The sequence below is a fragment of the Caenimonas soli genome, from assembly GCF_013155545.1.
GTDB classification, from domain to species: domain Bacteria; phylum Pseudomonadota; class Gammaproteobacteria; order Burkholderiales; family Burkholderiaceae_C; genus Ramlibacter; species Ramlibacter soli.
Genome location: NZ_JABJVV010000001.1, coordinates 486123 through 507315, shown reverse-complemented (window position 1 = coordinate 507315; position 21193 = coordinate 486123). Strand labels below are relative to the sequence as shown.

The following is a 21193-nucleotide window of genomic DNA, read 5'->3' as shown; positions in this document are numbered from 1 at the left end:
GCGTTTCGGTGTGCAACTGCGCCTAGGCTCGATCGTTGAGGCCCTCGGCGGCGAGCTTTGCGGCGATCCCGAGCGGGCCATTACCGGCCTGGCATCGTTGGAAGCGGCCACGCCGTCCCAGCTGAGCTTCCTGAGCAATCCCAAATACGGGCAGCAGCTGGCCACCTCCCGAGCCGCCTGCGTGATCGTCGCGCCTGCCATGCGCCAGGCGGCGCTGGCCCGCGGCGACTGCATCGTCTCCGACCAGCCCTACCTGTACTTTGCCCGTGCGACCCAGCTATGGAAGAAGCAGCTGGCGCCGGTCTCGGGTCCGGCGATTCATCCCAGCGCCGTCATCGACCCGGACGCGGTGATCGATCCCACCGCCCGCATCGGTCCGCTCTGCGTGATAGAGCGGGGCGCCCGCATCGGCGCCGGCACGGTGCTCAAGCAGCGCGTGAGCGTGGGCGAGAACTGCGTGATCGGCGACCGCTGCATCGTCCATCCCGGCGTGGTCATCGGGGCCGATGGCTTCGGCTTCGCGCCCGACACCGATGGCGCCTGGGAAAAGATCGAGCAACTGGGGGCGGTGCGCATCGGCAACGACGTCGAGATCGGTGCCAACACCTGCATCGATCGCGGCGCGCTGCAGGACACGGTGATCGAGGACGGCGTCAAGCTCGATAACCTGATCCAGATCGGCCACAACGTCCACATCGGCAAGCACACCGCGATGGCGGGCTGCGCCGCCGTCGCCGGCACCGCCACGATAGGGGCTTACTGCACGATCGGCGGGCGCGCCGGCATCCTGGGGCACCTGACCATCGCCGACCACGTCCATATTTCCGCGACATCGCTGGTGACGCGATCCATCCTCAAGCCGGGCCATTACACCGGCATATTTCCCATCGACGACAATGCGGTCTGGGAAAAGAACGCGGCCTCGCTCAAACAGCTGCACAAGCTGCGCGAACGGCTCAAGGCCCTCGAGAAAAAGACCGAATCATGATGGACATCCACCAAATCCTCAAGCAGCTGCCGCACCGCTACCCCATCCTGCTGGTGGACCGAGTGCTCGAGCTCGAAAAGGGCAAGAGCATCAAGGCGCTCAAGAACGTGACGATCAACGAGCCGTTTTTCGTTGGCCACTTTCCGCACCGGCCGGTGATGCCGGGCGTGCTGATGCTGGAAGCGATGGCCCAGACCGCAGCGCTGCTGTCGTTCGCCACCATGGGCGTCACGCCCGATGACAAGACCGTGTACTACTTCGCCGGCATCGACGCTGCGCGCTTCAAGCGCCCGGTGGAACCCGGTGACCAGCTGGTGATGGACGTGACGCTGGGACGCATGAAGTCGGGGATCTTCAAGTTCCACGGCATTGCCCGCGTCGGCGAGGAGCTGGCCTGCGAGGCCGAGCTGATGTGCACCATGCGCACTGTCGCTTAGAGGTCGCTGGCGGTGGCGCAAATCCATTCAACGGCGGTTGTCGACCCGAAGGCCGAGATCGATGGCTCCGTGACCGTGGGCCCGTACACGGTCATCGGTCCCAACGTGAAGATCGGCGCCGGCACGACCGTGGGGCCGCACTCCGTGATCGAGGGCCACACGACGATCGGCCGCGACAACCGCATTTTCCAGTTCACCTCGCTCGGCGGGGTCCCGCAGGACAAGAAATACGCAGGCGAGCCCTGCGAGCTGGTGATTGGCGACCGCAACACCATCCGCGAGTTCTGCACCTTCAACATCGGCTCGCCCGGCGGCGGCGGCGTGACCCGGGTGGGCAACGACAACTGGCTGATGGCCTACGTGCACCTGGCCCATGACTGCATCGTCGGCGACAACACCATCTTCGCCAACAACTCCCAGCTGGCGGGCCACGTGGAAGTGGGCGACTGGGTGATCCTCGGCGGCTTCACCGTGGTGCACCAGTTCGTGCGGATCGGCGCCCATGGCATGACGGCGATGTGCTCCCTGCTGTTCGCCGACCAGCCTCCTTACGTGATGAGCCAGGGCCAGCCGGCCCAGGCCCGGTCGATGAATTTCGAAGGCCTGCGCCGGCGCGGATTTTCTCCCGAGCGCATCGCGGCCGTGAAGGCCATGCACAAGGCGCTGTACCGCGACGAGCTCACGCTCGAGCAGGCGAAGAGCCGCATCGCCGAGCTGCCCGGCAAGACGCCGGAAGCGGCGCCGGATGTCCAGATGATGCTGGCCTTCCTGGAACGGGTCTCGCCGCAACGCGGCATCGTCCGATAACCCATGGACTCCCCCCGGTTTGCCATGGTCGCAGGCGAGGCGTCCGGCGACTTGCTGGCCGGGCTGCTGCTGCAAGGCATGAGGTCGCGCTGGCCTGCGTTGACGGCGGACGGCATCGGCGGCCCGCGAATGGCTGCTCAAGGCTTCCAGGCCTGGTGGCCGCACGAGAAGCTCGCGGTTCGCGGCTATGTCGAGGTCCTGCGGCATTACCGCGAGATCGTCGGCATCCGAAGCCAACTCAAGAAGCGCCTGCTAGAGAACCCGCCCCAAGCTTTCATCGGGGTGGACGCGCCCGATTTCAACCTGGACCTCGAGACAGCCCTCAAGGCGCGGGGTATCAAGACCGTCCACTTCGTGTGCCCCTCCATCTGGGCCTGGCGCGCCGACCGCGTGGACAAGATCAGGCGCGCCGCCGACCATGTGCTGTGCATCTTCCCCTTCGAGCCCGAACTGCTCGCCCAACATGGCATCGCATCGACCTACGTAGGGCATCCACTGGCGAGCGTGATTCCCATGGTTGCGGACAAGGCAGCGGCCCGCCGCGCGCTCGGGCTGCGCGAAAACGACGAAGTCCTCGCCATCCTGCCGGGCAGCCGTGCCTCCGAGGTCAAGTACCTGGCCCCGGCTTTCTTCAAGGCCGCGGCGCTCGTGCAAAAGGCCAGGCCCGGCATCAAGCTGGTCGTGCCGGCGATCCCGGCGCTGCTGGCGGTGGTGGAGGAGGCCGCTCGCGCAGCCGGGCTGGGCAGGGGGCTCAAGATCGTCGCCGGCCAGTCGCACACCGTGCTGGCGGCCTGCGACCTGACGCTGATTGCCAGCGGCACTGCCACCCTGGAAGCGGCATTGTTCAAGCGCCCGATGGTGATTGCCTACAACATGAACTGGCTCACCTACCGGATCATGCGGCGCAAGCAGCTCCAGCCCTGGATAGGCCTGCCCAACATTCTTTGCGGCGAATTCGTGGTGCCCGAGCTGGTGCAAGACGAGGCCAATCCCGAGTCGCTTGCTGCGGCAGTGTTGGAATGGCTGCAAGCTCCTGCCAGAATGACGGCCGTACAAGAGAAATTCAAAGCGCTGCACATACAGCTGAAGCGCGACACCGCAACACTGGCCACCAATGCCATCGAAAAAGTTATTGAAAGCTGAGCAGGGTCGCCTGAACTGGGACCCGATCGGGCTGATGGCGGGCGTGGACGAGGCCGGCCGTGGCCCGTTGGCCGGGCCTGTGGTGGCCGCCGCGGTGATCCTGGACGATACCAAACGCATCCGAGGCCTGGCCGATTCCAAGGTGCTGACGCCCTTGCAGCGCGACCGGCTGTACGACCTGATCTGCGAGAAAGCGCTGTGCTGCTCGGTGGCCCAGGCCAGCGTGGAGGAGATCGACACGCTCAACATCCTGCACGCGACCATGCTGGCGATGAAGCGCGCGGTAGAGGGCCTGCGCCTGAAACCCGCCAAGGTGATGGTGGACGGGAACCGCCTTCCCATGATCGACGTGCTGGCTGAAGCAGTGATCGGCGGCGACGCCAAGATCAAGTCCATCTCCGCCGCATCCATCCTGGCCAAGGTGCACCGCGACCGGCTGTGCGAAACGCTGCACCAGGAATTCCCGCAATACGGCTTTGCCTCCCACAAGGGTTACGGCACGCCCGAGCACCTGGAGGCCTTGCGAACCCACGGAGCCTGCCGCCACCACCGGAAGTTCTTCAGCCCGGTCGCGGCCACGTTCACGGTCGAGGATGAGAACGGTGTTGCCGTTTCCATCACCGTCTCGTGACCTCCGCCGACCCCCAGTTCGTCACCTCGGCGGCCAATCCCTGGCTCAAGGATCTGCGCCGGCTCGCGCAGGATGGCACCACCTATCGCAAGCAGGGCCGTATCTGGCTGGAAGGCGACCACCTTTGCCGCGCCGCCGTCGAGCGCGGTGTGAAGCCGGAAGTGGCGGTGTTTGCAGAGTCCTTCTGGCCCATGGCCGTGACCGAATGGTCGGGCCAGGCCGTGAAGAATGTGGTGGTTGCCGACGCGCTTTTCGCCGGCTTGAGCGCGCTGGGGTCTCCCGGGCGCATGGGCTTCGTGCTGGAGTTGCCGCAGGCGCCCGCCTTGCAGCCCGGCCAGGCCACGGTGATCCTCGATCGCGTGCAGGACGCGGGCAACGTGGGTGCGATCCTGCGCAGCGCGGCGGCATTCGGGTTTCGCCAGATCGCCGCCCTCACGGGAACGGCGGGGTTGTGGAGCCCCAAGGTGCTGCGTGCCGGGATGGGTGCGCACTTCGGACTGCGGCTGGTGGAAGGGCTCGAGCCGGCGCAACTGGAGCCACTCGAGGTGCCGGTGATCGTCACCAGTTCGCATCAGGGCGAGTTGCTGCACAAGCAGCAATTGCCCTGGCCTTGCGCATGGGCGTTGGGCCACGAAGGGCAGGGCGTGAGCCCGGAAATCGCGCGCCGCGCCCAGCTTTCGGTGCGCATTGCCCAGCCAGGCGGCGAGGAATCGCTGAACGTCGCGTCCGCCGCGGCAATCTGCCTGCACGCGAGTGCCATCGCACGGTCCATCTGAGAGTGCTTCGGCTATAATTAGGGGCTTTCCCGCAAACCCCCCGTACGCCTAGCGCATCAAGCCATCTCCCTAAACACAAGCAGCCATCGAGAGTCCACTCTTGAAGCGCGTTTGGGCGTACCGTAACCATCCGGAGAACCCAGTGCTTTTGTCTCAACAGGGAACCAGCCCTCCCGCCATCCTGGCGCTCGCAGACGGCACGGTCTTTATTGGTAATTCGATCGGAGCCCCCGGCTCCACCACCGGCGAAGTCGTGTTCAACACGGCCATTACCGGTTACCAGGAAATCCTCACCGACCCGAGCTACTGCCAGCAGATCGTGACGCTCACGTATCCGCACATCGGCAATTACGGCGTCAACGAAGAGGACGTCGAAGCCAGCAAGGTCCATGCCGCGGGCCTCATCATCCGCGACCTGCCGCTGATCGCGTCGAACTTCCGCACCAGCCAGACGCTGTCACAGTACCTGAAGGCCCAGAACACGGTGGCGATCGCGAACATCGACACCCGCAAGCTCACCCGCATGCTGCGCACCAAGGGCGCGCAAAACGGCTGCATCATCGGCCTCGCAGCCGGTGAGGAAGTCACGCCGGCGCTAACGGACAAGGCCATCGCGGCCGCCAAGGGCGCGCCCAGCATGAGCGGACTGGACCTCGCCAAGGTGGTCTCGGTGTCCGAGCCCTATCACTGGACCCAGAGCGAGTGGCGCCTGGGATCGGGCTACGGCGAACAGAAGGACAGCAAGTACCACGTGGTCGCTTTCGACTACGGCGTCAAGAAGAACATCCTGCGCATGCTGGCCGAGCGCGGCTGCAAGGTGACGGTGGTGCCGGCGAAGACGCCCGCATCCGAAGTCAAGAAGCTCAAGCCCGACGGCGTGTTCCTGTCCAACGGCCCCGGCGACCCGGAGCCCTGTGACTACGCGATCGAAGCGACGCGCGACCTGATCGAAGCCGGCTACCCGACCTTCGGCATCTGCCTGGGCCACCAGATCATGGCCCTGGCTTCGGGCGCCAAGACCTTCAAGATGAAGTTCGGCCACCACGGCGCCAACCACCCGGTCAAGGACCTGGACAACGGCCGCGTGAGCATCACCAGCCAGAACCACGGTTTCGCCGTGGACGAGAAGACACTGCCCTCCAACCTTCGCGCCACCCACGTGAGCCTGTTCGACGGCACGCTGCAGGGACTGGCCCGCACCGACAGGCCGGCGTTCTGCTTCCAGGGCCACCCTGAAGCCTCGCCGGGGCCGCACGACATCGGCTACCTGTTCGACCGTTTCACGGGCCTCATGGATCAGAAGAAGTAAACATGCCCAAACGTACAGACATCAAGAGCGTCCTCATCATCGGCGCGGGCCCCATCATCATCGGCCAGGCCTGCGAATTCGACTACTCCGGGGTGCAGGCCTGCAAGGCGCTGCGCGAGGAGGGCTACAAGGTCATCCTGATCAACAGCAACCCGGCCACGATCATGACCGACCCGGCCACGGCCGACGTCACCTACATCGAGCCCATCACCTGGCAGACGGTCGAGAAGATCATCGCCAAGGAAAAGCCCGACGCGATCCTGCCGACCATGGGCGGCCAGACCGCGCTCAACTGCGCGCTGGACCTGTGGCACAACGGCGTGCTGGAGAAGTACAAGGTCGAACTGATCGGCGCCACGCCCGAGGCCATCGACAAGGCCGAAGACCGCCTGAAGTTCAAGGAGGCAATGACCAAGATCGGCCTGGGCTCGGCGCGCTCGGGCATCGCCCATTCGATGGAAGAGGCCTGGGCGGTGCAAAAAACCGTGGGCTTCCCCACTGTCATTCGCCCCAGCTTCACGCTGGGCGGCACCGGCGGCGGCATCGCCTACAACTCCGAAGAGTTCGAGGTGATCTGCAAGCGCGGCCTGGAAGCCTCGCCCACCAGCGAACTGCTGATCGAGGAATCGCTGCTCGGCTGGAAAGAGTTCGAGATGGAGGTCGTGCGCGACAAGGCCGACAACTGCATCATCATCTGCTCTATCGAGAACCTCGACCCGATGGGCGTGCACACCGGCGACTCGATCACGGTCGCGCCCGCGCAGACGCTGACCGACAAGGAATACCAGATCATGCGCAACGCATCCATTGCGGTGCTGCGCGAGATCGGCGTGGACACGGGCGGCTCCAACGTGCAGTTCTCGATCAACCCCCAGGACGGCCGCATGGTCGTGATCGAGATGAACCCCCGCGTTTCGCGCTCTTCGGCGCTGGCCTCCAAGGCCACGGGCTTCCCGATTGCCAAGGTCGCAGCCAAGCTGGCTGTGGGTTACACGCTCGATGAATTGCGCAACGAGATCACCGGCGGCGCCACGCCCGCCAGCTTCGAGCCGAGCATCGATTACGTGGTCACCAAGATCCCGCGCTTTGCCTTCGAGAAGTTTCCCCAGGCCGACAGCCGCCTGACGACTCAGATGAAGTCGGTGGGCGAGGTGATGGCCATGGGCCGCACCTTCCAGGAGTCGTTCCAGAAGGCCCTGCGCGGGCTGGAAGTCGGTGTCGATGGCCTGAACGAGATGACGCAGGACCGCGAAGTGCTGGAGAAGGAACTCGGCGCGCCCGGACCCGAACGCATCTGGTACGTGGGCGATGCCTTCGCCCTGGGTCTCTCCGTGGACGAGGTGTACGACCTCACCAAGATCGACAAGTGGTTCCTGGTGCAGATCGAGGAGATCGTGAAGATCGAGCTCGAGCTGGAGAAGACGCGCCTGGAAGACATCGATGCGGCCACGCTGCTCATGCTCAAGAAGAAAGGCTTCTCCGACCGCCGCCTGGCCCGGCAGCTCAAGACCACGGACAAGGTGATCCGCGAGAAGCGCCGCGCGCTGGGGATCCGCCCGGTCTACAAGCGCGTGGACACCTGCGCCGCCGAGTTCGCCACCAACACCGCCTACATGTACTCGACCTACGAGGACGAGTGCGAGGCCGAGCCCACCAACAACAAGAAGATCATGGTCCTGGGCGGCGGGCCCAACCGCATCGGCCAGGGCATCGAGTTCGACTATTGCTGCGTGCATGCCGCGCTGGCGATGCGCGAGGACGGCTACGAGACCATCATGGTCAACTGCAATCCGGAAACCGTGTCCACAGACTACGACACCTCGGATCGCCTTTACTTCGAGCCGCTGACGCTGGAAGACGTGCTGGAGATCGTGGACAAGGAAAAGCCGCTGGGCGTGATCGTGCAGTACGGTGGCCAGACGCCGCTGAAGCTGGCGCTGGGCTTGGAGGCCGAGGGCGTGCCCATCATCGGCACCAGCCCGGACATGATCGACGCTGCCGAAGACCGCGAACGCTTCCAGAAGCTGCTGCACGAGCTCAAGCTGCTGCAGCCGCCGAATGCGACGGCGCGTACCGAAGCCGAGGCGCTGGAGAAAGCCGCCGCGCTCGGCTATCCCCTGGTCGTGCGCCCCAGCTACGTGCTGGGCGGCCGGGCCATGGAGATCGTGCACGAGCAGCGCGACCTGGAGCGCTACATGCGCGAAGCCGTGAAGGTTTCCCACGATTCGCCGGTGCTGCTGGACCGGTTCCTGAACGACGCGATCGAGTGCGATGTCGACTGCCTCTCCGACGGCCAGCGCACCTTCATCGGCGGCGTGATGGAACACATCGAACAGGCCGGCGTGCATTCGGGCGATTCCGCCTGCTCGCTGCCGCCGTACTCGCTGTCCAAGGAAACCGTCGACGAGATGAAGAACCAGACCGCGGCCATGGCCCGCGGGCTCAACGTGGTCGGCCTGATGAACGTGCAGTTCGCGATCCAGGAAGTCAACGGCAAGGACGTGATCTACGTGCTGGAGGTCAACCCGCGCGCCTCGCGCACCGTGCCCTTCGTCAGCAAGGCGACCGGCATCCAGCTGGCCAAGGTGGCGGCCCGCTGCATGGTGGGCCAGACGCTGGAGTCGCAGGGCATCACCCAGGAAGTGACGCCGCCTTACTTCAGCGTGAAGGAGGCCGTGTTCCCGTTCGTCAAGTTCCCGGGCGTGGACACCATCCTCGGCCCGGAGATGAAGTCCACCGGTGAGGTCATGGGCGTGGGCAAGACCTTCGGCGAAGCCTTCGTCAAGAGCCAGCTCGGCGCCGGCACCAAGCTGCCGCGGCCCACGGACGCGGTGCGCAAGGTGTTTCTCACGGTAAAGAACAGCGACAAGCCGCGTGCCGTCGAGGTGGCGCGCCAGCTGGCCGCCCAAGGTTTCGAGATCGTGGCCACCAAGGGCACGGCCGCCGCCATTTCAGCCGAGGGCATTTCCTGCGCGACCGTGAACAAGGTCACGGAAGGCCGGCCCCATGTGGTGGATATGATCAAGAACAACGAGATCGTGATGGTGATCAATACGGTGGAAGAGCGCCGCAACGCCATCGCCGACTCGCGCGCCATCCGCACCTCGTCGCTGCTGGCGCGGGTTACCACTTTCACCACCATCGCCGGGGCTGAAGCGGCCGTCGAGGGCATGAAATACATGGACAACCTGGACGTTTACTCGCTGCAAGAGCTGCACGCTCAACTGGCATAATTGGGGTACTAGGAACAACCGCCGGTCGGCAACGCCCGGCGGTTTTCATTTGACCCGGAGAGAAATTGTCATGGCCACCATTCCCATCACCAAACGCGGCGCCGAGAAGCTGAAGGCCGAGCTGCACCAGCTCAAGACCGTCCAGCGCCCCTGGGTGATCAACGCGATCGCCGAAGCCCGCGCGCAGGGTGACCTGTCCGAAAACGCCGAGTACGAAGCCGCCAAGGATCGCCAAGGCTTCATCGAAGGCCGCATCCAGGAAATCGAAGGCAAGCTGGCTGCGGCGCAGATCATCGATCCCGCCGTGGTCGAGGCCGGCGGCAGGGTCGTATTCGGTGCGACCGTGGAGCTCGAGGAAGAAGACTCCGGCGAGACCGTGAAGTACCAGATCGTGGGCGAGGACGAGGCCGACCTGAAGCAGGGCTTGATCAACATTTCCAGCCCCATCGCCCGTGCCCTGATCGGCAAGGAAGAGGGCGACACGGCCGAAGTGCTGGCCCCCGGCGGCGTGAAGCGCTACGAGATCGTCGGCATCAATTACCTTTGACATGAGCGGCGCCTGGAAAGCCCGGGTTCCGGTGCTGGCCGCCGCGCTGTGGTGGGGCAGCCTCACCACCACGGGCTTCCTGGTCGTGCCGCTGCTGTTCGCGCACCTGCCGACGCCCGCGCTGGCCGGCCAGATGGCCGCCCGGCTGTTCACGGCGCAAACCTGGGTGGCGCTGGCCTGCGCGGCAATCCTGATGCTCGCTTCGCGCTCAGGGCCTCAAGACGCCCGGATGGATTGGGCGCAGGGCGCCCTGGGCTTCATTTTGGCGGGTGTGCTGCTCGCGCTGTTGGCGGAGTTCGCGATTGCGCCCCGGATCCTGGCGCGGGAGAACATCAAGCTGTGGCACGGCGTAGGCAGCGCCATGTACCTGCTGCAGTGGCTGTGCGCGGGCGTGGCCTTGTGGAAGACCAGCCAGCTCAGGCCTGACGGCCCTTCTTGACCGATTTCTGCTTGGGTGCCTTGGCCCGCCTGACCTGGCCGCCGGGCGTCAGCCGCTGATTACCCAGCACGCGCAGGGTTTTCACCTCGGGCCGCTGGCCGCCTTGCTTGCTGTATTTGAGCACCTTGAACTCGCGCGGGCCGGGCTTGCGGTCCTCGTCGGCGGCGGCCTTGGCCTTGGCGGGCTTGGGACGCCACAGGACCAGCAGCTTGCCGATGTGCTGGATCGGCGCGGCGCCCAGTTCGTCGGCCAGGGCGAGGTAGATTTCCTCGCGCTTGGCGCGATCGTCACCCAGCACGCGGATCTTGATCAGGCCGTGGGCGCTGAGCGCGGCATCGGTTTCCTTCTTGATGGCGGGTGTCAGGCCGTCGTTGCCGATCATGACGACCGGGTCGAGGTGGTGGGCTTCGGCGCGGTGTTCCTTACGCTGGGCCACTGTCAGTTGAATTGCAGGCATGAACGTATTATCGGTGTGAGCCGCGAAAGGCCGAAAAATTGAAACAGAAAAGCAAGAAGGTCAACCGTGCGTGGTTGAACGACCACGTCAACGACCCGTACGTCAAGCTCGCCGCGCGGGAGGGCTACCGCGCCCGTGCCGCCTACAAGCTCAAGGAAATCGACGAAACCCTGGGCCTGATCAAGCCGGGGCATCTGGTGGTGGACCTGGGCTCGACGCCTGGCGCCTGGAGCCAGTACGTGCGCCGCAAACTCTCGCCCGGCGGCGCTGCCGCGGGTGCGCTGAATGGGACCATCATCGCCCTGGACATTCTCCCGATGGATCCGATCGAGGGCGTGCTGTTCATCCAGGGCGACTTCCGCGAGCCCGAGGTGCTGGCGAAGCTGGAGGCAGCGATGGCCGGGCGCAAGGCCGATGTCGTGGTGTCCGACATGGCGCCCAACCTGTCGGGCATCGAATCGGCCGACACCGCCCGCATCGCCCACCTGGTCGAACTGGCCGTCGATTTTTCCCTCAACCACATGAAGCCCGAGGGCGCACTCGTAACCAAGGTGTTTCACGGAGGCGGCTACATCGAGCTTGTCAAGCTGTTCAAAGAAACTTTCCGGGTCGTGAAGCCTCTGAAGCCAAAGGCCTCGCGCGATAAGTCATCCGAAACCTTCCTGATAGGCCTGGGATTGAAGGGCGAATAGGGCGTGCAAGCCCTATAGGCCCCGTAGCGAAAATACATCATTCCATGCCTTGAAACGCCTAGAATGGGCAGCAACTAGACAAGTACTCTTTCCGGAGACGCAGTTGAACAATCAGTGGTTTTCCAAAATTGCCGTGTGGCTCGTCATAGCGCTCGTGCTGTTTACCGTTTTCAAGCAGTTCGATACACGTGGCGCGGCCGGCGCGGCGGTGATGGGCTATTCCGACTTCCTGGAGGAAGTGCGGGGCAAGCGCATCAAGAACGCCATCATCCAGGAAGGCCAGGGCGGCACCGAGATCATTGCCATCACCACCGAGGATCGCAAGATCCGCACGACGGCGACCTACCTCGACCGTGGGCTGGTGGGCGACCTGATCGCCAACAACGTCAAGTTCGACGTCAAGCCGCGCGAAGAAGGCTCGCTCCTCATGACCTTGCTGGTCAGCTGGGGACCCATGTTGCTACTGATCGGGGTCTGGATCTACTTCATGCGCCAGATGCAGGGCGGCGGCAAGGGCGGCGCCTTCAGCTTCGGCAAGAGCAAGGCGCGCATGCTCGACGAAAACAACAACCAGGTGACCTTCGCCGATGTTGCAGGCTGTGACGAAGCGAAAGAGGAAGTCAAGGAAGTCGTCGATTTCCTGAAGGATCCGCAGAAATTCCAGAAGCTGGGCGGGCGAATCCCGCGCGGTTTGCTGCTCGTCGGCCCCCCCGGCACCGGCAAGACGCTGCTGGCCAAGGGCATCGCCGGCGAAGCCAAAGTGCCGTTCTTCTCGATTTCCGGCTCCGATTTCGTCGAAATGTTCGTCGGCGTGGGCGCGGCCCGCGTCCGGGACATGTTCGAAAACGCAAAAAAGAATGCGCCTTGCATCATCTTCATCGATGAAATCGACGCGGTCGGCCGCCAGCGCGGTGCCGGCCTGGGCGGCGGCAACGACGAGCGCGAGCAGACCTTGAACCAGATGCTGGTCGAGATGGACGGCTTCGAAACCAACCTGGGCGTGATCGTGGTCGCGGCCACCAACCGGCCGGACATCCTGGACGCCGCCTTGCTGCGCCCCGGCCGTTTCGACCGCCAGGTCTACGTGCAGCTGCCCGACATCCGCGGGCGCGAGCAGATCCTGAACGTGCACATGCGCAAGATCCCGATCGGCCAGGACGTCGCCCCGAGCATCATCGCCCGCGGCACACCCGGAATGTCCGGCGCCGACCTGGCGAACCTGTGCAACGAAGCCGCCCTGATGGCCGCGCGCCGCAACGCCCGCGTGGTCGAAATGCAGGACTTCGAGAAGGCCAAGGACAAGATCTTCATGGGTCCCGAGCGCAAGAGCATGGTGATGCCCGAGGAAGAGCGCCGCAACACGGCTTACCACGAGTCCGGCCATGCCCTGATTGGCAAGCTGCTGCCCAAGTGCGACCCGGTTCACAAGGTCACCATCATCCCGCGCGGCCGCGCACTGGGCGTGACCATGAGCCTGCCGGCGCAGGACCGCTACAGCTACGACAGCGAATACATGCTCAACCAGATCGCCATGCTGTTCGGCGGGCGGATCGCGGAAGAGGTGTTCATGAACCAGATGACCACCGGCGCGTCGAATGACTTCGAGCGCGCGACCCATCTGGCGCGCGACATGGTGATGCGCTACGGCATGAGCGACGCCCTGGGGCCGATGGTCTATGCCGAGAACGAGGGCGAGGTTTTCCTGGGCCGCTCGGTGACCAAGACCACCAACATCAGCGAATCGACCATGCAGAAGGTCGACGGCGAGGTGCGCCGCATCATCGACGAGCAATACGCGTTGGCTCGCAAGCTGATCGAGGACAACAAGGACAAGATGCACGCCATGGCCAAGGCCTTGCTGGAATGGGAAACCATCGATTCCGAGCAGCTGGACGACATCATGGCCGGCAAGGAGCCGCGTCCGCCCAAGGACTGGACGCCACGCACGCCTCCCTCGGGCAGCGGCGGCGGCTCGGGCGGTTCCCCGGTGGGGGCCGATCCGGCGCCGACCGCAGCGTAACGCTGCGGAGCCAAGGAGCAAACAAGGGGGCCTCGCGGCCCCCTTGTACTTGCGTTGAGCGAAAATCGGACCCATGCAATTGCACTGGCAAACCTCCCGCTACGTGATCGATCTGTCGCGTCCCCGGGTCATGGGGATCGTGAACGTCACGCCCGATTCCTTTTCGGATGGCGGGCGCTATGCCAGCACCCGCTCGGCCCTGGCGCACTGCGAGAAGCTGCTGGTCGAGGGCGCGCACATCCTGGACATAGGCGGCGAGTCCAGCCGGCCGGGAACGCCGCCCGTGCCCTTGGATGAGGAACTGGCGCGGGTACTGCCCGTGCTGCGCGACGCCGTGACGCTGGGGATTCCGGTCTCGATCGATACCTACAAGCCCGAGGTCATGCGCCAGGCACTCGACATCGGGGCCGACATCATCAACGACATCTGGGCGCTGCGGCAACCGGGCGCGCGCGAAACGGTCGTGTCGCATCCCCAATGCGGCATCTGCCTGATGCACATGCACGGCGAACCCCAGACCATGCAGCGCTCGCCCATGGAGGGCGACGCCGTGCCCCAGGTCTTCGCGTTCCTGCAAGAGGCCTCCAAGGGCCTGCGCGAGATGGGGGTCGACCCGGCGCGCATCGCCTGGGACCCGGGCATCGGCTTCGGCAAAACGGTGGAACAGAACTTCGCGCTGCTGGCGCGCCAGCATGAGCTGCTAGCGGGCGGTTACGCCTTGCTGGCCGGCTGGTCGCGCAAGTCTTCGCTAGGCAACGTCACCGGGCTGCCAGTCAACGAGAGGCAGGCCCCCAGCGTAGCAGCAGCCTTGCTGGCGGTGGAGCGCGGAGCGCACATCGTGCGCGTGCACGACGTCAAGGAAACAATAGCCGCACTGAAAGTGCGCCACGCCATGCATTCGATGGCGCATAACCAAAGCAGGGAATCCAATCCATGAGCAGAACCTATTTCGGCACCGACGGCATTCGAGGCACGGTCGGCCAACCGCCCATCACGCCGGACTTCGTGCTGCGCCTGGCGCACGCCGTCGGCCGGGTGCTGAAGAAAACCGAAAACCGTCCGACGGTCCTGATCGGCAAGGACACCCGCATTTCCGGCTACATGCTGGAAAGCGCCCTGGAGTCGGGCTTCAACTCCGCCGGCGTCGACGTGGTGTTGCTGGGGCCGCTGCCCACGCCGGGCGTCGCCTACCTCACGCGGGCCCAGCGCGCCAGCCTCGGCGTGGTCATCAGCGCCAGCCACAACCCCTATCCCGACAACGGCATCAAGTTCTTCAGTGCGCAGGGCACCAAACTGCCCGACGAATGGGAGATCGCGGTCGAAGCCGCGCTGCAGGAACCGCCTGTGTGGGCAGATTCGGCCACGCTGGGCAAGGCCAGGCGCCTGGACGACGCCGCGGGCCGCTACATCGAGTTCTGCAAGAGCACGTTCGCCAACGACCTGACCTTGCGCAACATGACCATCGTGGTCGATGCGGCGCATGGCGCGGCCTATCAGATCGCTCCCAAAGTCTTCCATGAACTCGGCGCCGAGGTCGTGAGCATCGGTTGTTCGCCCGACGGCCTGAACATCAACAACAAGGTGGGTGCCACCCATCCGGAAGCGTTGGTCCAGGCGGTCAAGACCCACGGGGCCCACTTCGGTATCGCCCTGGACGGTGATGCCGACCGCTTGCAACTGGTGGACGGTGACGGGCGCCTCTACAACGGCGACGAACTGCTCTATCTGATGGCCATCGATCGCCTGGAGCGGGGCGAGTCGCTGCCGGGCGTGGTAGGGACGCTGATGACGAACATGGCCGTCGAGGTGGCGCTGAAAGCGCGAGGCGTCGAGTTCGTGCGCGCCAAGGTGGGCGACCGCTATGTGCTGGAAGAACTCGAAAAACGGCGCTGGATCCTGGGTGGAGAAGGCTCGGGCCACTTGCTGGCACTGGACAAGCACACCACGGGCGATGGCCTCATCAGCGCCTTGCAGGTGCTCACGGCCGTCGTTCGCAGCGGCCGCAGCCTCTCGCAGCTGCTCGAGGGCGTGAGCCTGTTCCCCCAGACGCTGATCAATGTGCGGCTGCAGGCGGGACAGGACTGGAAAAAGAACCAGGCGCTGGCCACGGAAACCCTCCGCGCGGAAGCCGAGCTCGCGGGCCACGGCCGGGTCCTGATCCGCCCCAGCGGCACCGAACCGTTGCTGCGCGTCATGGTGGAAGCCCGCGACGAGACGCAGGCAAAAGACACGGCGCAGCGCCTGGCCGAGGCGGTCAGGGCCGGGTGATTAGCCCGGCCCTGCCGACTCAGTAGCTGTTGAGTACCACGGTACCGTCACCGCCAATGAGCCCGCCATCGTTGCGGGTGATGACGATCGTGGCCGAACGGGGACGCGCATTCGCGCCACCCGCGCCGTAGCCCGCATTGCCGGGCCAATGGCTCAAGTACTTCGTCGGGTCGGTGACGTTCGCCTTGCTGATGGTTTCGCCCGGATGCTGCACGTTCACGAAGAGCGTCCTGCCGTCCGGGGTTTCGGAGATGCCCGTGATTTCGCAATCCTTCGGGCCGACCAGGAAGCGGCGCAGCGTATCCGTCGTGGGCTTGGCGCCCATGCGCGTCTGCACGGTCACGGTGCTGCCGTCGCCCTTGGTGTAAGACAGCGTCGGCGTGGTGCCGTCGCCCACCGCGCCGGGCTTGCCGATCAGCATCATGCAGTTGGTGACATCGGTGTAGGCGCCGTCGTCCGTCTGGATGAAGCACAGGCCGGTCTTCGGGCTGAACCACAGGCCGTCCGGGCTGGAGAAGTCCTGGTCGGCCGTGAGCGCCGACAGGTTCACCTTCGCCAGGTCGGCATCGGCCTGCGCGCCGAACAGGTACACGTCCCACGTGAACGACAGCGCAGCGGCGTCGCCGGAACCTTCTTTCATGCGGATGATGTGGCCGTTGACGTTGCCCGGGGACGCGGCGGCGGTCGGTGCGTCGGTGTAGGAGCGGGGGTTGGCTGCGTCCACCGCCATCTGCGAGGAGCTGGCCGGCTCGACCTTGCGGTTGCTGTTGTTGGTCAGCGTGTAGTACACCTCGCCGGTCACCGGATGCACGGCGCACCACTCGGGACGATCCATCTTGGTCGCACCCACCGCGTCGGCAGCCAGGCGGGCGTTGACCAGCACGTCGGCCTGGTCGGCGAAGTCGTAGGTCGCGTAGTTGGCAATGGAGATATCGGCGATGTTCAGCTCGATCCACTGGCCCGTGCCATCGGCGCTGTACTTGGCGACATAGAGCTTGCCGCTGTCCAGGTACTTGTCGCCGGTGGTGATGCGGTTGGCCGGGCTGGCGTCCGCGGCAACCCAGTTGGCGGTGGACACGAACTTGTAGATGTACTCGCCGCGCGAGTCGTCGCCCATGTACACGGCCAGCGGCTTGCCCGCCACGAGCTTGCTGAAGGCGGCGCTTTCGTGCGCGAACCGGCCCAGCGCCGTGCGCTTGCGGACCGCGACGTTCTTGTCGTAGGGATCGATCTCCACGATGTAGCCGAAGGTGTTGAGTTCGTTGCGGTAGTCGTCCGTGCCATCCGTCGACACGCCGGTCTGGGTGATGTCCCAGCGGGCGTACTTGTCGTCCGCGCCCGCGGTTTCCCAGCCGTGGCGGCTGGCGCTGTTCTTGGCCCGGCCGTAGCGGGCCAGCGAAACGTTGCTGCGCGACGTGACGCCACCCCGAACCAGTTCGTCGTCGCCGCGGCGGAAATAGCCTGACCAGTTTTCCTCGCCGGTGACGAACGTGCCCCAGGGCGTGTAGCCGGTGCCGCAGTTATTGATGGTGCCGCGGCCATCGGTACCGGCCGTCGAGAATTTCGTCTTCATCAAGGCATTACCGCGGGCCGGGCCGTTGATCTGCAGCGGCGTCGCGGGCGTGACGCGGCGGTTGAAGGCCGAACCTTTCTGGTAGGCGAACTTGCCGTTGACCTTGCGCACTTCCACGACGGAAACGCCATGCGCGGGAATCTCCTTATCGGCCTCGGCGGCCGGGCGCGGATTCGCCGTGGTTCCCGCGGCGTGAAGGAACTGGTCGGTCAGTGCTTCGTGATTCATGGCCAGCAGGCCGCGCTCCGAGCCCGCCACGTCCCGAGCCGTTCCGGCCGCGTTCAGACCGAAGTACTCCATGCCATCGTGATGATCGCCCGCACGGTTGTCGAAGCCCGTGTCGGTACCGTCGTTCATAAATTCGGCTGTGGCGGCCGTGAGCGGATCGCCCATTGCGTAAAGCACCGTGGCGGTATAGCCGGTGGGCACAGCCACCGCGTCGGCCATGCTCTTGGCGACGGCGGGAAAGCTCAGGCTGATGGCGGTCGCAGCTGCGGGGGCCGGAGCCGGCGCCGGCGCCGCGGCGGGATCGCTGCCGCCGCCACAGCTGGCCAGGGGGAAGGAGCCCAGCACAGCGGCACCGGCTGTGCCCACGCTCACGCGCAAGGCATGGCGACGGGTCAGCCGCGCATCGAGGACGTCGTTGAAAGAGGGGTTGGAACTGTTGTTGAAGTTCTCGTCGTCGTGGGGTGCGGTCATTTCTTTCTACGCCTTTCGGTGGTTGTTGTGCAATGCAGCCGCCGAGCGTAAGAATCCTTCGTGACACGGTGGTTAAACCGCGGACTGGGGGTCTTTCATCGTTTTGAAATATGAATGCGCGAGGATGACGGGGATGAATACCCGCACCCACCCGATCCACTTGCTTGCGCTTGGCGCCGTCGTGCTGCGCGGGCTGGCCGAATTCGTCTCCCTGCAGCGCTGGCGGCTGCGCGAACGGAGGGCGCGCTGACGCATGCAGTCCCGGAGCTCGGTGAACTGGAACGCGTCATCGGGCTGCTAGGCAAGGAGGTCGACGTGCGGGTGGCCGCCCGGCTCACGGCGCAGGGGGCGACATTGCCCGTCTATACCGTGGCGCTCGGCAATCCCGACGCACCGGCGGCGTTGGGGCTTTTCGGCGGCGTGCACGGGCTCGAACGCATAGGCTCCGATGTGGTCATCACCTGGCTGCACAGCCTGGTCATGCGCCTGCCCTGGGATGCGTCGCTGCACGCGCTGCTGGAGCGGGTGCGCCTGGTGTTCATGCCCATCGTCAATCCCGGCGGCATGCTGCGCGGCACACGGGCCAACCTGCACGGTGTGGACCTGATGCGCAACGCGCCAGTGGATGCGCAAGACCCCGTGCCCTTCCTGGTGGGCGGCCAACGCATCAGCGCGGGGCTGCCCTGGTATCGCGGCGCCCACGGTGAGGCCATGCAAAGCGAGAGCGCGGCCTTGTGCGAGCTGGTGGAGCGTGAACTGCTGGGCCGCCCGTTCAGCCTGGCGTTGGATTGCCATTCGGGTTTCGGCCTGCGCGACCGGATCTGGTTTCCCTTCGCCCACCGCCGCAGCCCGATCCGCCATCTGGCGCAGCTGGATGCGCTGCACGAGATATTCCAGCAGAGCAACAGCCACCATCCCTATGTTTTCGAGCCACAGAGCCGCCAGTACCTGGCGCACGGCGACCTGTGGGACTACCTCTACCTGCGGGCTTGCGAGCGGCCGAACACGGTTTTCCTGCCGCTGACGCTGGAGATGGGGTCGTGGCTGTGGGTGAAGAAGAATCCACGCCAGCTCTTTTCGCGCCATGGCATCTTCAATCCGCTGATTGCCCATCGCCAGCAGCGGGTGCTGAGACGGCATTTTCCCCTGTTGGACTTTGTCACGCGGGCGGCTGCTGCGGCCAGCCACTGGCTGCCTGCCGACGCCGCCTGTGAGAGGCATCATCGGCAGGCTCTGGTACGGTGGTACACATGACGACCTGGGTCTTGCTGCGAGGGCTGACACGTGAAGCCGGCCACTGGGGCGACTTTGCCCATCGGCTCGCCGGTCGGCTGGACCCCAAGGACAAGGTGGTGGCGCTGGACTTGCCCGGCAACGGCACCCGCAATGCCTCCAACAGCCCCGCCAGTGTCCCTGCGATGGCCGCCGCCTGCCGCCAGGACCTGGCAGACCGCGGCATGCAAGCGCCCTTCGCGTTCGTGGGCATGTCGCTGGGGGGCATGGTCGCGCTGCATGGCGCGTATGCATACGCCGATGAGGTGTCGGGCTGCGTGCTGATCAACTCCAGCCTGCGCGGTCACGGCGCCTTCTGGCAACGGCTTCGCCCGCTCAACTACGCGCGCCTTTGCCGCTTCCTGTTGCCTTTCCTGTCGCCGTACGAGCGCGAACACCAGGTACTGCTCATGACCAGCGCGGATCCGCAACGCCATCCCGAGGTCGCGAGGCAATGGGAGACGATGGCGACGCAGCGGCCCGTGAGCCGCTCCAACGCTCTGCGGCAGCTCGCTGCTGCGGCGCGCTACGCTCCGCCCGCCGGGCCGCCCGCAGTTCCTCTATTGCTGCTCGCGTCCGCGGGAGATCGGCTGGTGTCGCCGCAGTGTTCCGCACGGCTCGCCGCGCAGTGGGAGGTGCCGCTGCGCATGCATCCGAGCGCAGGCCATGACCTGCCTCTGGACGACCCGGAGTGGGTGGTGCAGCAGATCGTCGGCTGGCGCCGGCCTCATGCGGTGCCGCCCGGTTGAGGATCGCGCAGGCAGGCCGCCAGCGCCATGCCCACGGCGCCGCCCGCGAACTGGGCCAGCACAAAGCCGGGTGCGCTGGAGGGCGCGATGCCGGCGAAACTCTCACTGAGCATGCGCCCCAGGACCGCGGCCGGATTGGCGAACGAAGTGCTGGCCGTGAACCAGTACGCCGCGCCTATGTAGCAGGCCACCATCGCCGAGCCCTTGCCGGCCGGCGCACGGAGGATGACCAGGATCAGACCGGCCGTGGCGACCGCTTCGGCCAGCCACTGAGCCGGGCCGTCACGCAGCTTGGTGCTGGTTTGCAGCAGGTTCATCTCGAACATCGCGTGCGCCAGCCAGGCGCCCGCCACGGCACCGAGCAACTGTGCGGCGATCAGCAGGGGAGCATGCTTGGCCAGGTCGCGATTGACCGGCGCGGCGCGCACGGCGAGCACCAGTGTGACGACGGGATTGAAATGCGCACCGCTGACCGGCCCGAACACCTCGATCAATACGAACAGGGCGAATACTGTCGCCAGGGTGTTGGCCAGCAACGCGATGGCCACGTTGCCGCCCGCCAGCCGTTCGGCCATGATGCCCGAGCCGATGACGGCGCACAGCAGGCCGGCCGTGCCCAGGAACTCGGCCAGTGTCTTGCGCGCCAACGTCATGACGAGGACAGGTCGCGCGCCGATGTCTGAAGCGCCGAGGTGGTATCCACCCCGCCGGTCGGCAAGGCGATCAGAAGGTCGAGGCGGTGCCGGAGGGCGTGCAGCGTGTGCTGGAAGGCCGCCAGCCGCTGCTCTTCCGTGCCCTCGACCCACGAGGGATCGGCGTAGCCCCAATGGGCGGTGGCGGGATGGCCCGGCCAGTAAGGGCAGGTTTCACCGGCCGCGTTGTCGCAGACCGTGATAATCAGGTCCATCTTGGGCGCGTCCGGGCCGGCGAAGTCGTCCCAACTCTTGCTGCGCAGCCCTTCGGTGGAAATGCCCGCCAGTTGCAGGGCCTTGAGCGCCAGCGGATTGGGCTGCTGGTTCTCGCGCGGGCTGCTGCCCGCGGACCATGCTTTGAAGCGCCCCTTGCCAAGATGGTTGAGCGCGGCTTCGGCCAGGATGCTGCGCGCCGAGTTGTGCGTGCAAAGGAAGAGGACGTTGATGGGACGGTCGTGCAT

At 65.5% G+C, this 21193-nt stretch carries 20 protein-coding genes; 16 read left to right on the top strand and 4 right to left on the bottom strand.

Annotation, left to right across the window (positions count from 1 at the left end):
* Window positions 1-10: 10 nt before the first annotated feature.
* The 10 genes from lpxD (at window position 11) to HNE04_RS02420 (ending at window position 10310) form a co-directional block, all read left to right on the top strand.
* Window positions 11-988, top strand: a complete 978-nt coding sequence (gene lpxD, locus HNE04_RS02465) for a UDP-3-O-(3-hydroxymyristoyl)glucosamine N-acyltransferase (RefSeq protein ID WP_172216406.1) — start codon at window positions 11-13, stop codon at window positions 986-988.
* Window positions 985-1425 carry a 3-hydroxyacyl-ACP dehydratase FabZ gene (fabZ, locus tag HNE04_RS02460; RefSeq protein ID WP_172216404.1) on the top strand — a complete coding sequence of 147 codons (441 nt, stop codon included), beginning with the start codon at window positions 985-987 and terminating at the stop codon, window positions 1423-1425. Before lpxD ends, fabZ begins: the two co-directional genes overlap by 4 nt.
* Before the next feature lie 12 nt (window positions 1426-1437).
* Window positions 1438-2232, top strand: a complete 795-nt coding sequence (gene lpxA / locus HNE04_RS02455; protein ID WP_172216402.1) for an acyl-ACP--UDP-N-acetylglucosamine O-acyltransferase — start codon at window positions 1438-1440, stop codon at window positions 2230-2232.
* Between the two features lie 3 nt (window positions 2233-2235).
* Window positions 2236-3375: a lipid-A-disaccharide synthase gene (gene lpxB, locus HNE04_RS02450; protein ID WP_235964712.1), complete on the top strand. Its 1140-nt coding sequence runs from the start codon at window positions 2236-2238 to the stop codon at window positions 3373-3375.
* A complete protein-coding gene (gene rnhB, locus HNE04_RS02445) occupies window positions 3347-4006 on the top strand; it encodes a ribonuclease HII (protein WP_172216400.1) in 660 nt (219 codons plus the stop codon). Before lpxB ends, rnhB begins: the two co-directional genes overlap by 29 nt.
* Window positions 4003-4782, top strand: a complete 780-nt coding sequence (locus HNE04_RS02440) for a TrmH family RNA methyltransferase (protein ID WP_172216398.1) — start codon at window positions 4003-4005, stop codon at window positions 4780-4782. The genes rnhB and HNE04_RS02440 overlap by 4 nt, the downstream gene beginning before the upstream one ends.
* 142 nt (window positions 4783-4924) lie before the next feature.
* Window positions 4925-6091, top strand: coding sequence for a glutamine-hydrolyzing carbamoyl-phosphate synthase small subunit (gene carA / locus HNE04_RS02435; protein WP_172216397.1), 1167 nt, complete (start codon window positions 4925-4927; stop codon window positions 6089-6091).
* Window positions 6092-6093: 2 nt separating this feature from the next.
* Window positions 6094-9324, top strand: a complete 3231-nt coding sequence (gene carB, locus HNE04_RS02430) for a carbamoyl-phosphate synthase large subunit (protein WP_172216396.1) — start codon at window positions 6094-6096, stop codon at window positions 9322-9324.
* A 70-nt stretch (window positions 9325-9394) separates the two neighbouring features.
* Window positions 9395-9871, top strand: a complete 477-nt coding sequence (gene greA / locus HNE04_RS02425) for a transcription elongation factor GreA (RefSeq protein WP_172216395.1) — start codon at window positions 9395-9397, stop codon at window positions 9869-9871.
* Between the two features lies 1 nt (window position 9872).
* A complete protein-coding gene (locus tag HNE04_RS02420) occupies window positions 9873-10310 on the top strand; it encodes a DUF4149 domain-containing protein (RefSeq protein ID WP_172216394.1) in 438 nt (145 codons plus the stop codon).
* On the opposite strand, the gene HNE04_RS02415 is transcribed toward HNE04_RS02420, so the two are convergent.
* A complete protein-coding gene (locus tag HNE04_RS02415; RefSeq protein WP_172216393.1) occupies window positions 10288-10767 on the bottom strand; it encodes a YhbY family RNA-binding protein in 480 nt (159 codons plus the stop codon). The two genes, HNE04_RS02420 and HNE04_RS02415, sit on opposite strands and share 23 nt — an antisense overlap.
* A 38-nt stretch (window positions 10768-10805) precedes the next feature.
* Between HNE04_RS02415 and HNE04_RS02410 the strand changes: the two genes are divergently transcribed.
* The 4 genes from HNE04_RS02410 (at window position 10806) to glmM (ending at window position 15747) form a co-directional block, all read left to right on the top strand.
* Window positions 10806-11459 carry an RlmE family RNA methyltransferase gene (locus tag HNE04_RS02410; RefSeq protein WP_172216392.1) on the top strand — a complete coding sequence of 218 codons (654 nt, stop codon included), beginning with the start codon at window positions 10806-10808 and terminating at the stop codon, window positions 11457-11459.
* A gap of 103 nt (window positions 11460-11562) precedes the next feature.
* Window positions 11563-13479, top strand: a complete 1917-nt coding sequence (gene ftsH, locus HNE04_RS02405; RefSeq protein WP_172216391.1) for an ATP-dependent zinc metalloprotease FtsH — start codon at window positions 11563-11565, stop codon at window positions 13477-13479.
* 73 nt (window positions 13480-13552) lie between these two features.
* The gene (folP, locus tag HNE04_RS02400; protein ID WP_456237037.1) at window positions 13553-14416 is read left to right on the top strand and encodes a dihydropteroate synthase; all 864 of its coding nucleotides are present in this window, start codon (window positions 13553-13555) and stop codon (window positions 14414-14416) included.
* Window positions 14413-15747: a phosphoglucosamine mutase gene (gene glmM / locus HNE04_RS02395; RefSeq protein ID WP_172216390.1), complete on the top strand. Its 1335-nt coding sequence runs from the start codon at window positions 14413-14415 to the stop codon at window positions 15745-15747. Before folP ends, glmM begins: the two co-directional genes overlap by 4 nt.
* A gap of 19 nt (window positions 15748-15766) precedes the next feature.
* Here the strand turns inward: glmM and HNE04_RS02390 are convergent, their stop codons facing one another.
* Window positions 15767-18019, bottom strand: a complete 2253-nt coding sequence (locus tag HNE04_RS02390) for a PhoX family protein (RefSeq protein WP_172216389.1) — start codon at window positions 18017-18019, stop codon at window positions 15767-15769.
* Window positions 18020-18334: 315 nt separating this feature from the next.
* On the opposite strand from HNE04_RS02390, the gene HNE04_RS02385 reads away from it, so the two are divergent.
* Both HNE04_RS02385 and HNE04_RS02380 read left to right on the top strand, forming a co-directional pair.
* A complete protein-coding gene (locus tag HNE04_RS02385; protein ID WP_328700246.1) occupies window positions 18335-19273 on the top strand; it encodes a DUF2817 domain-containing protein in 939 nt (312 codons plus the stop codon).
* Window positions 19270-20040 (top strand): alpha/beta fold hydrolase, encoded by a 771-nt coding sequence (locus tag HNE04_RS02380; RefSeq protein WP_172216385.1) that lies wholly within the window; start codon window positions 19270-19272, stop codon window positions 20038-20040. Before HNE04_RS02385 ends, HNE04_RS02380 begins: the two co-directional genes overlap by 4 nt.
* Here HNE04_RS02380 and HNE04_RS02375 read toward each other — a convergent pair.
* Both HNE04_RS02375 and HNE04_RS02370 read right to left on the bottom strand, forming a co-directional pair.
* The gene (locus HNE04_RS02375) at window positions 20019-20693 is read right to left on the bottom strand and encodes an aquaporin (protein WP_172216383.1); all 675 of its coding nucleotides are present in this window, start codon (window positions 20691-20693) and stop codon (window positions 20019-20021) included. The two genes, HNE04_RS02380 and HNE04_RS02375, sit on opposite strands and share 22 nt — an antisense overlap.
* Window positions 20690-21193: an arsenate reductase ArsC gene (locus HNE04_RS02370; RefSeq protein ID WP_172216381.1), complete on the bottom strand. Its 504-nt coding sequence runs from the start codon at window positions 21191-21193 to the stop codon at window positions 20690-20692. Before HNE04_RS02370 ends, HNE04_RS02375 begins: the two co-directional genes overlap by 4 nt.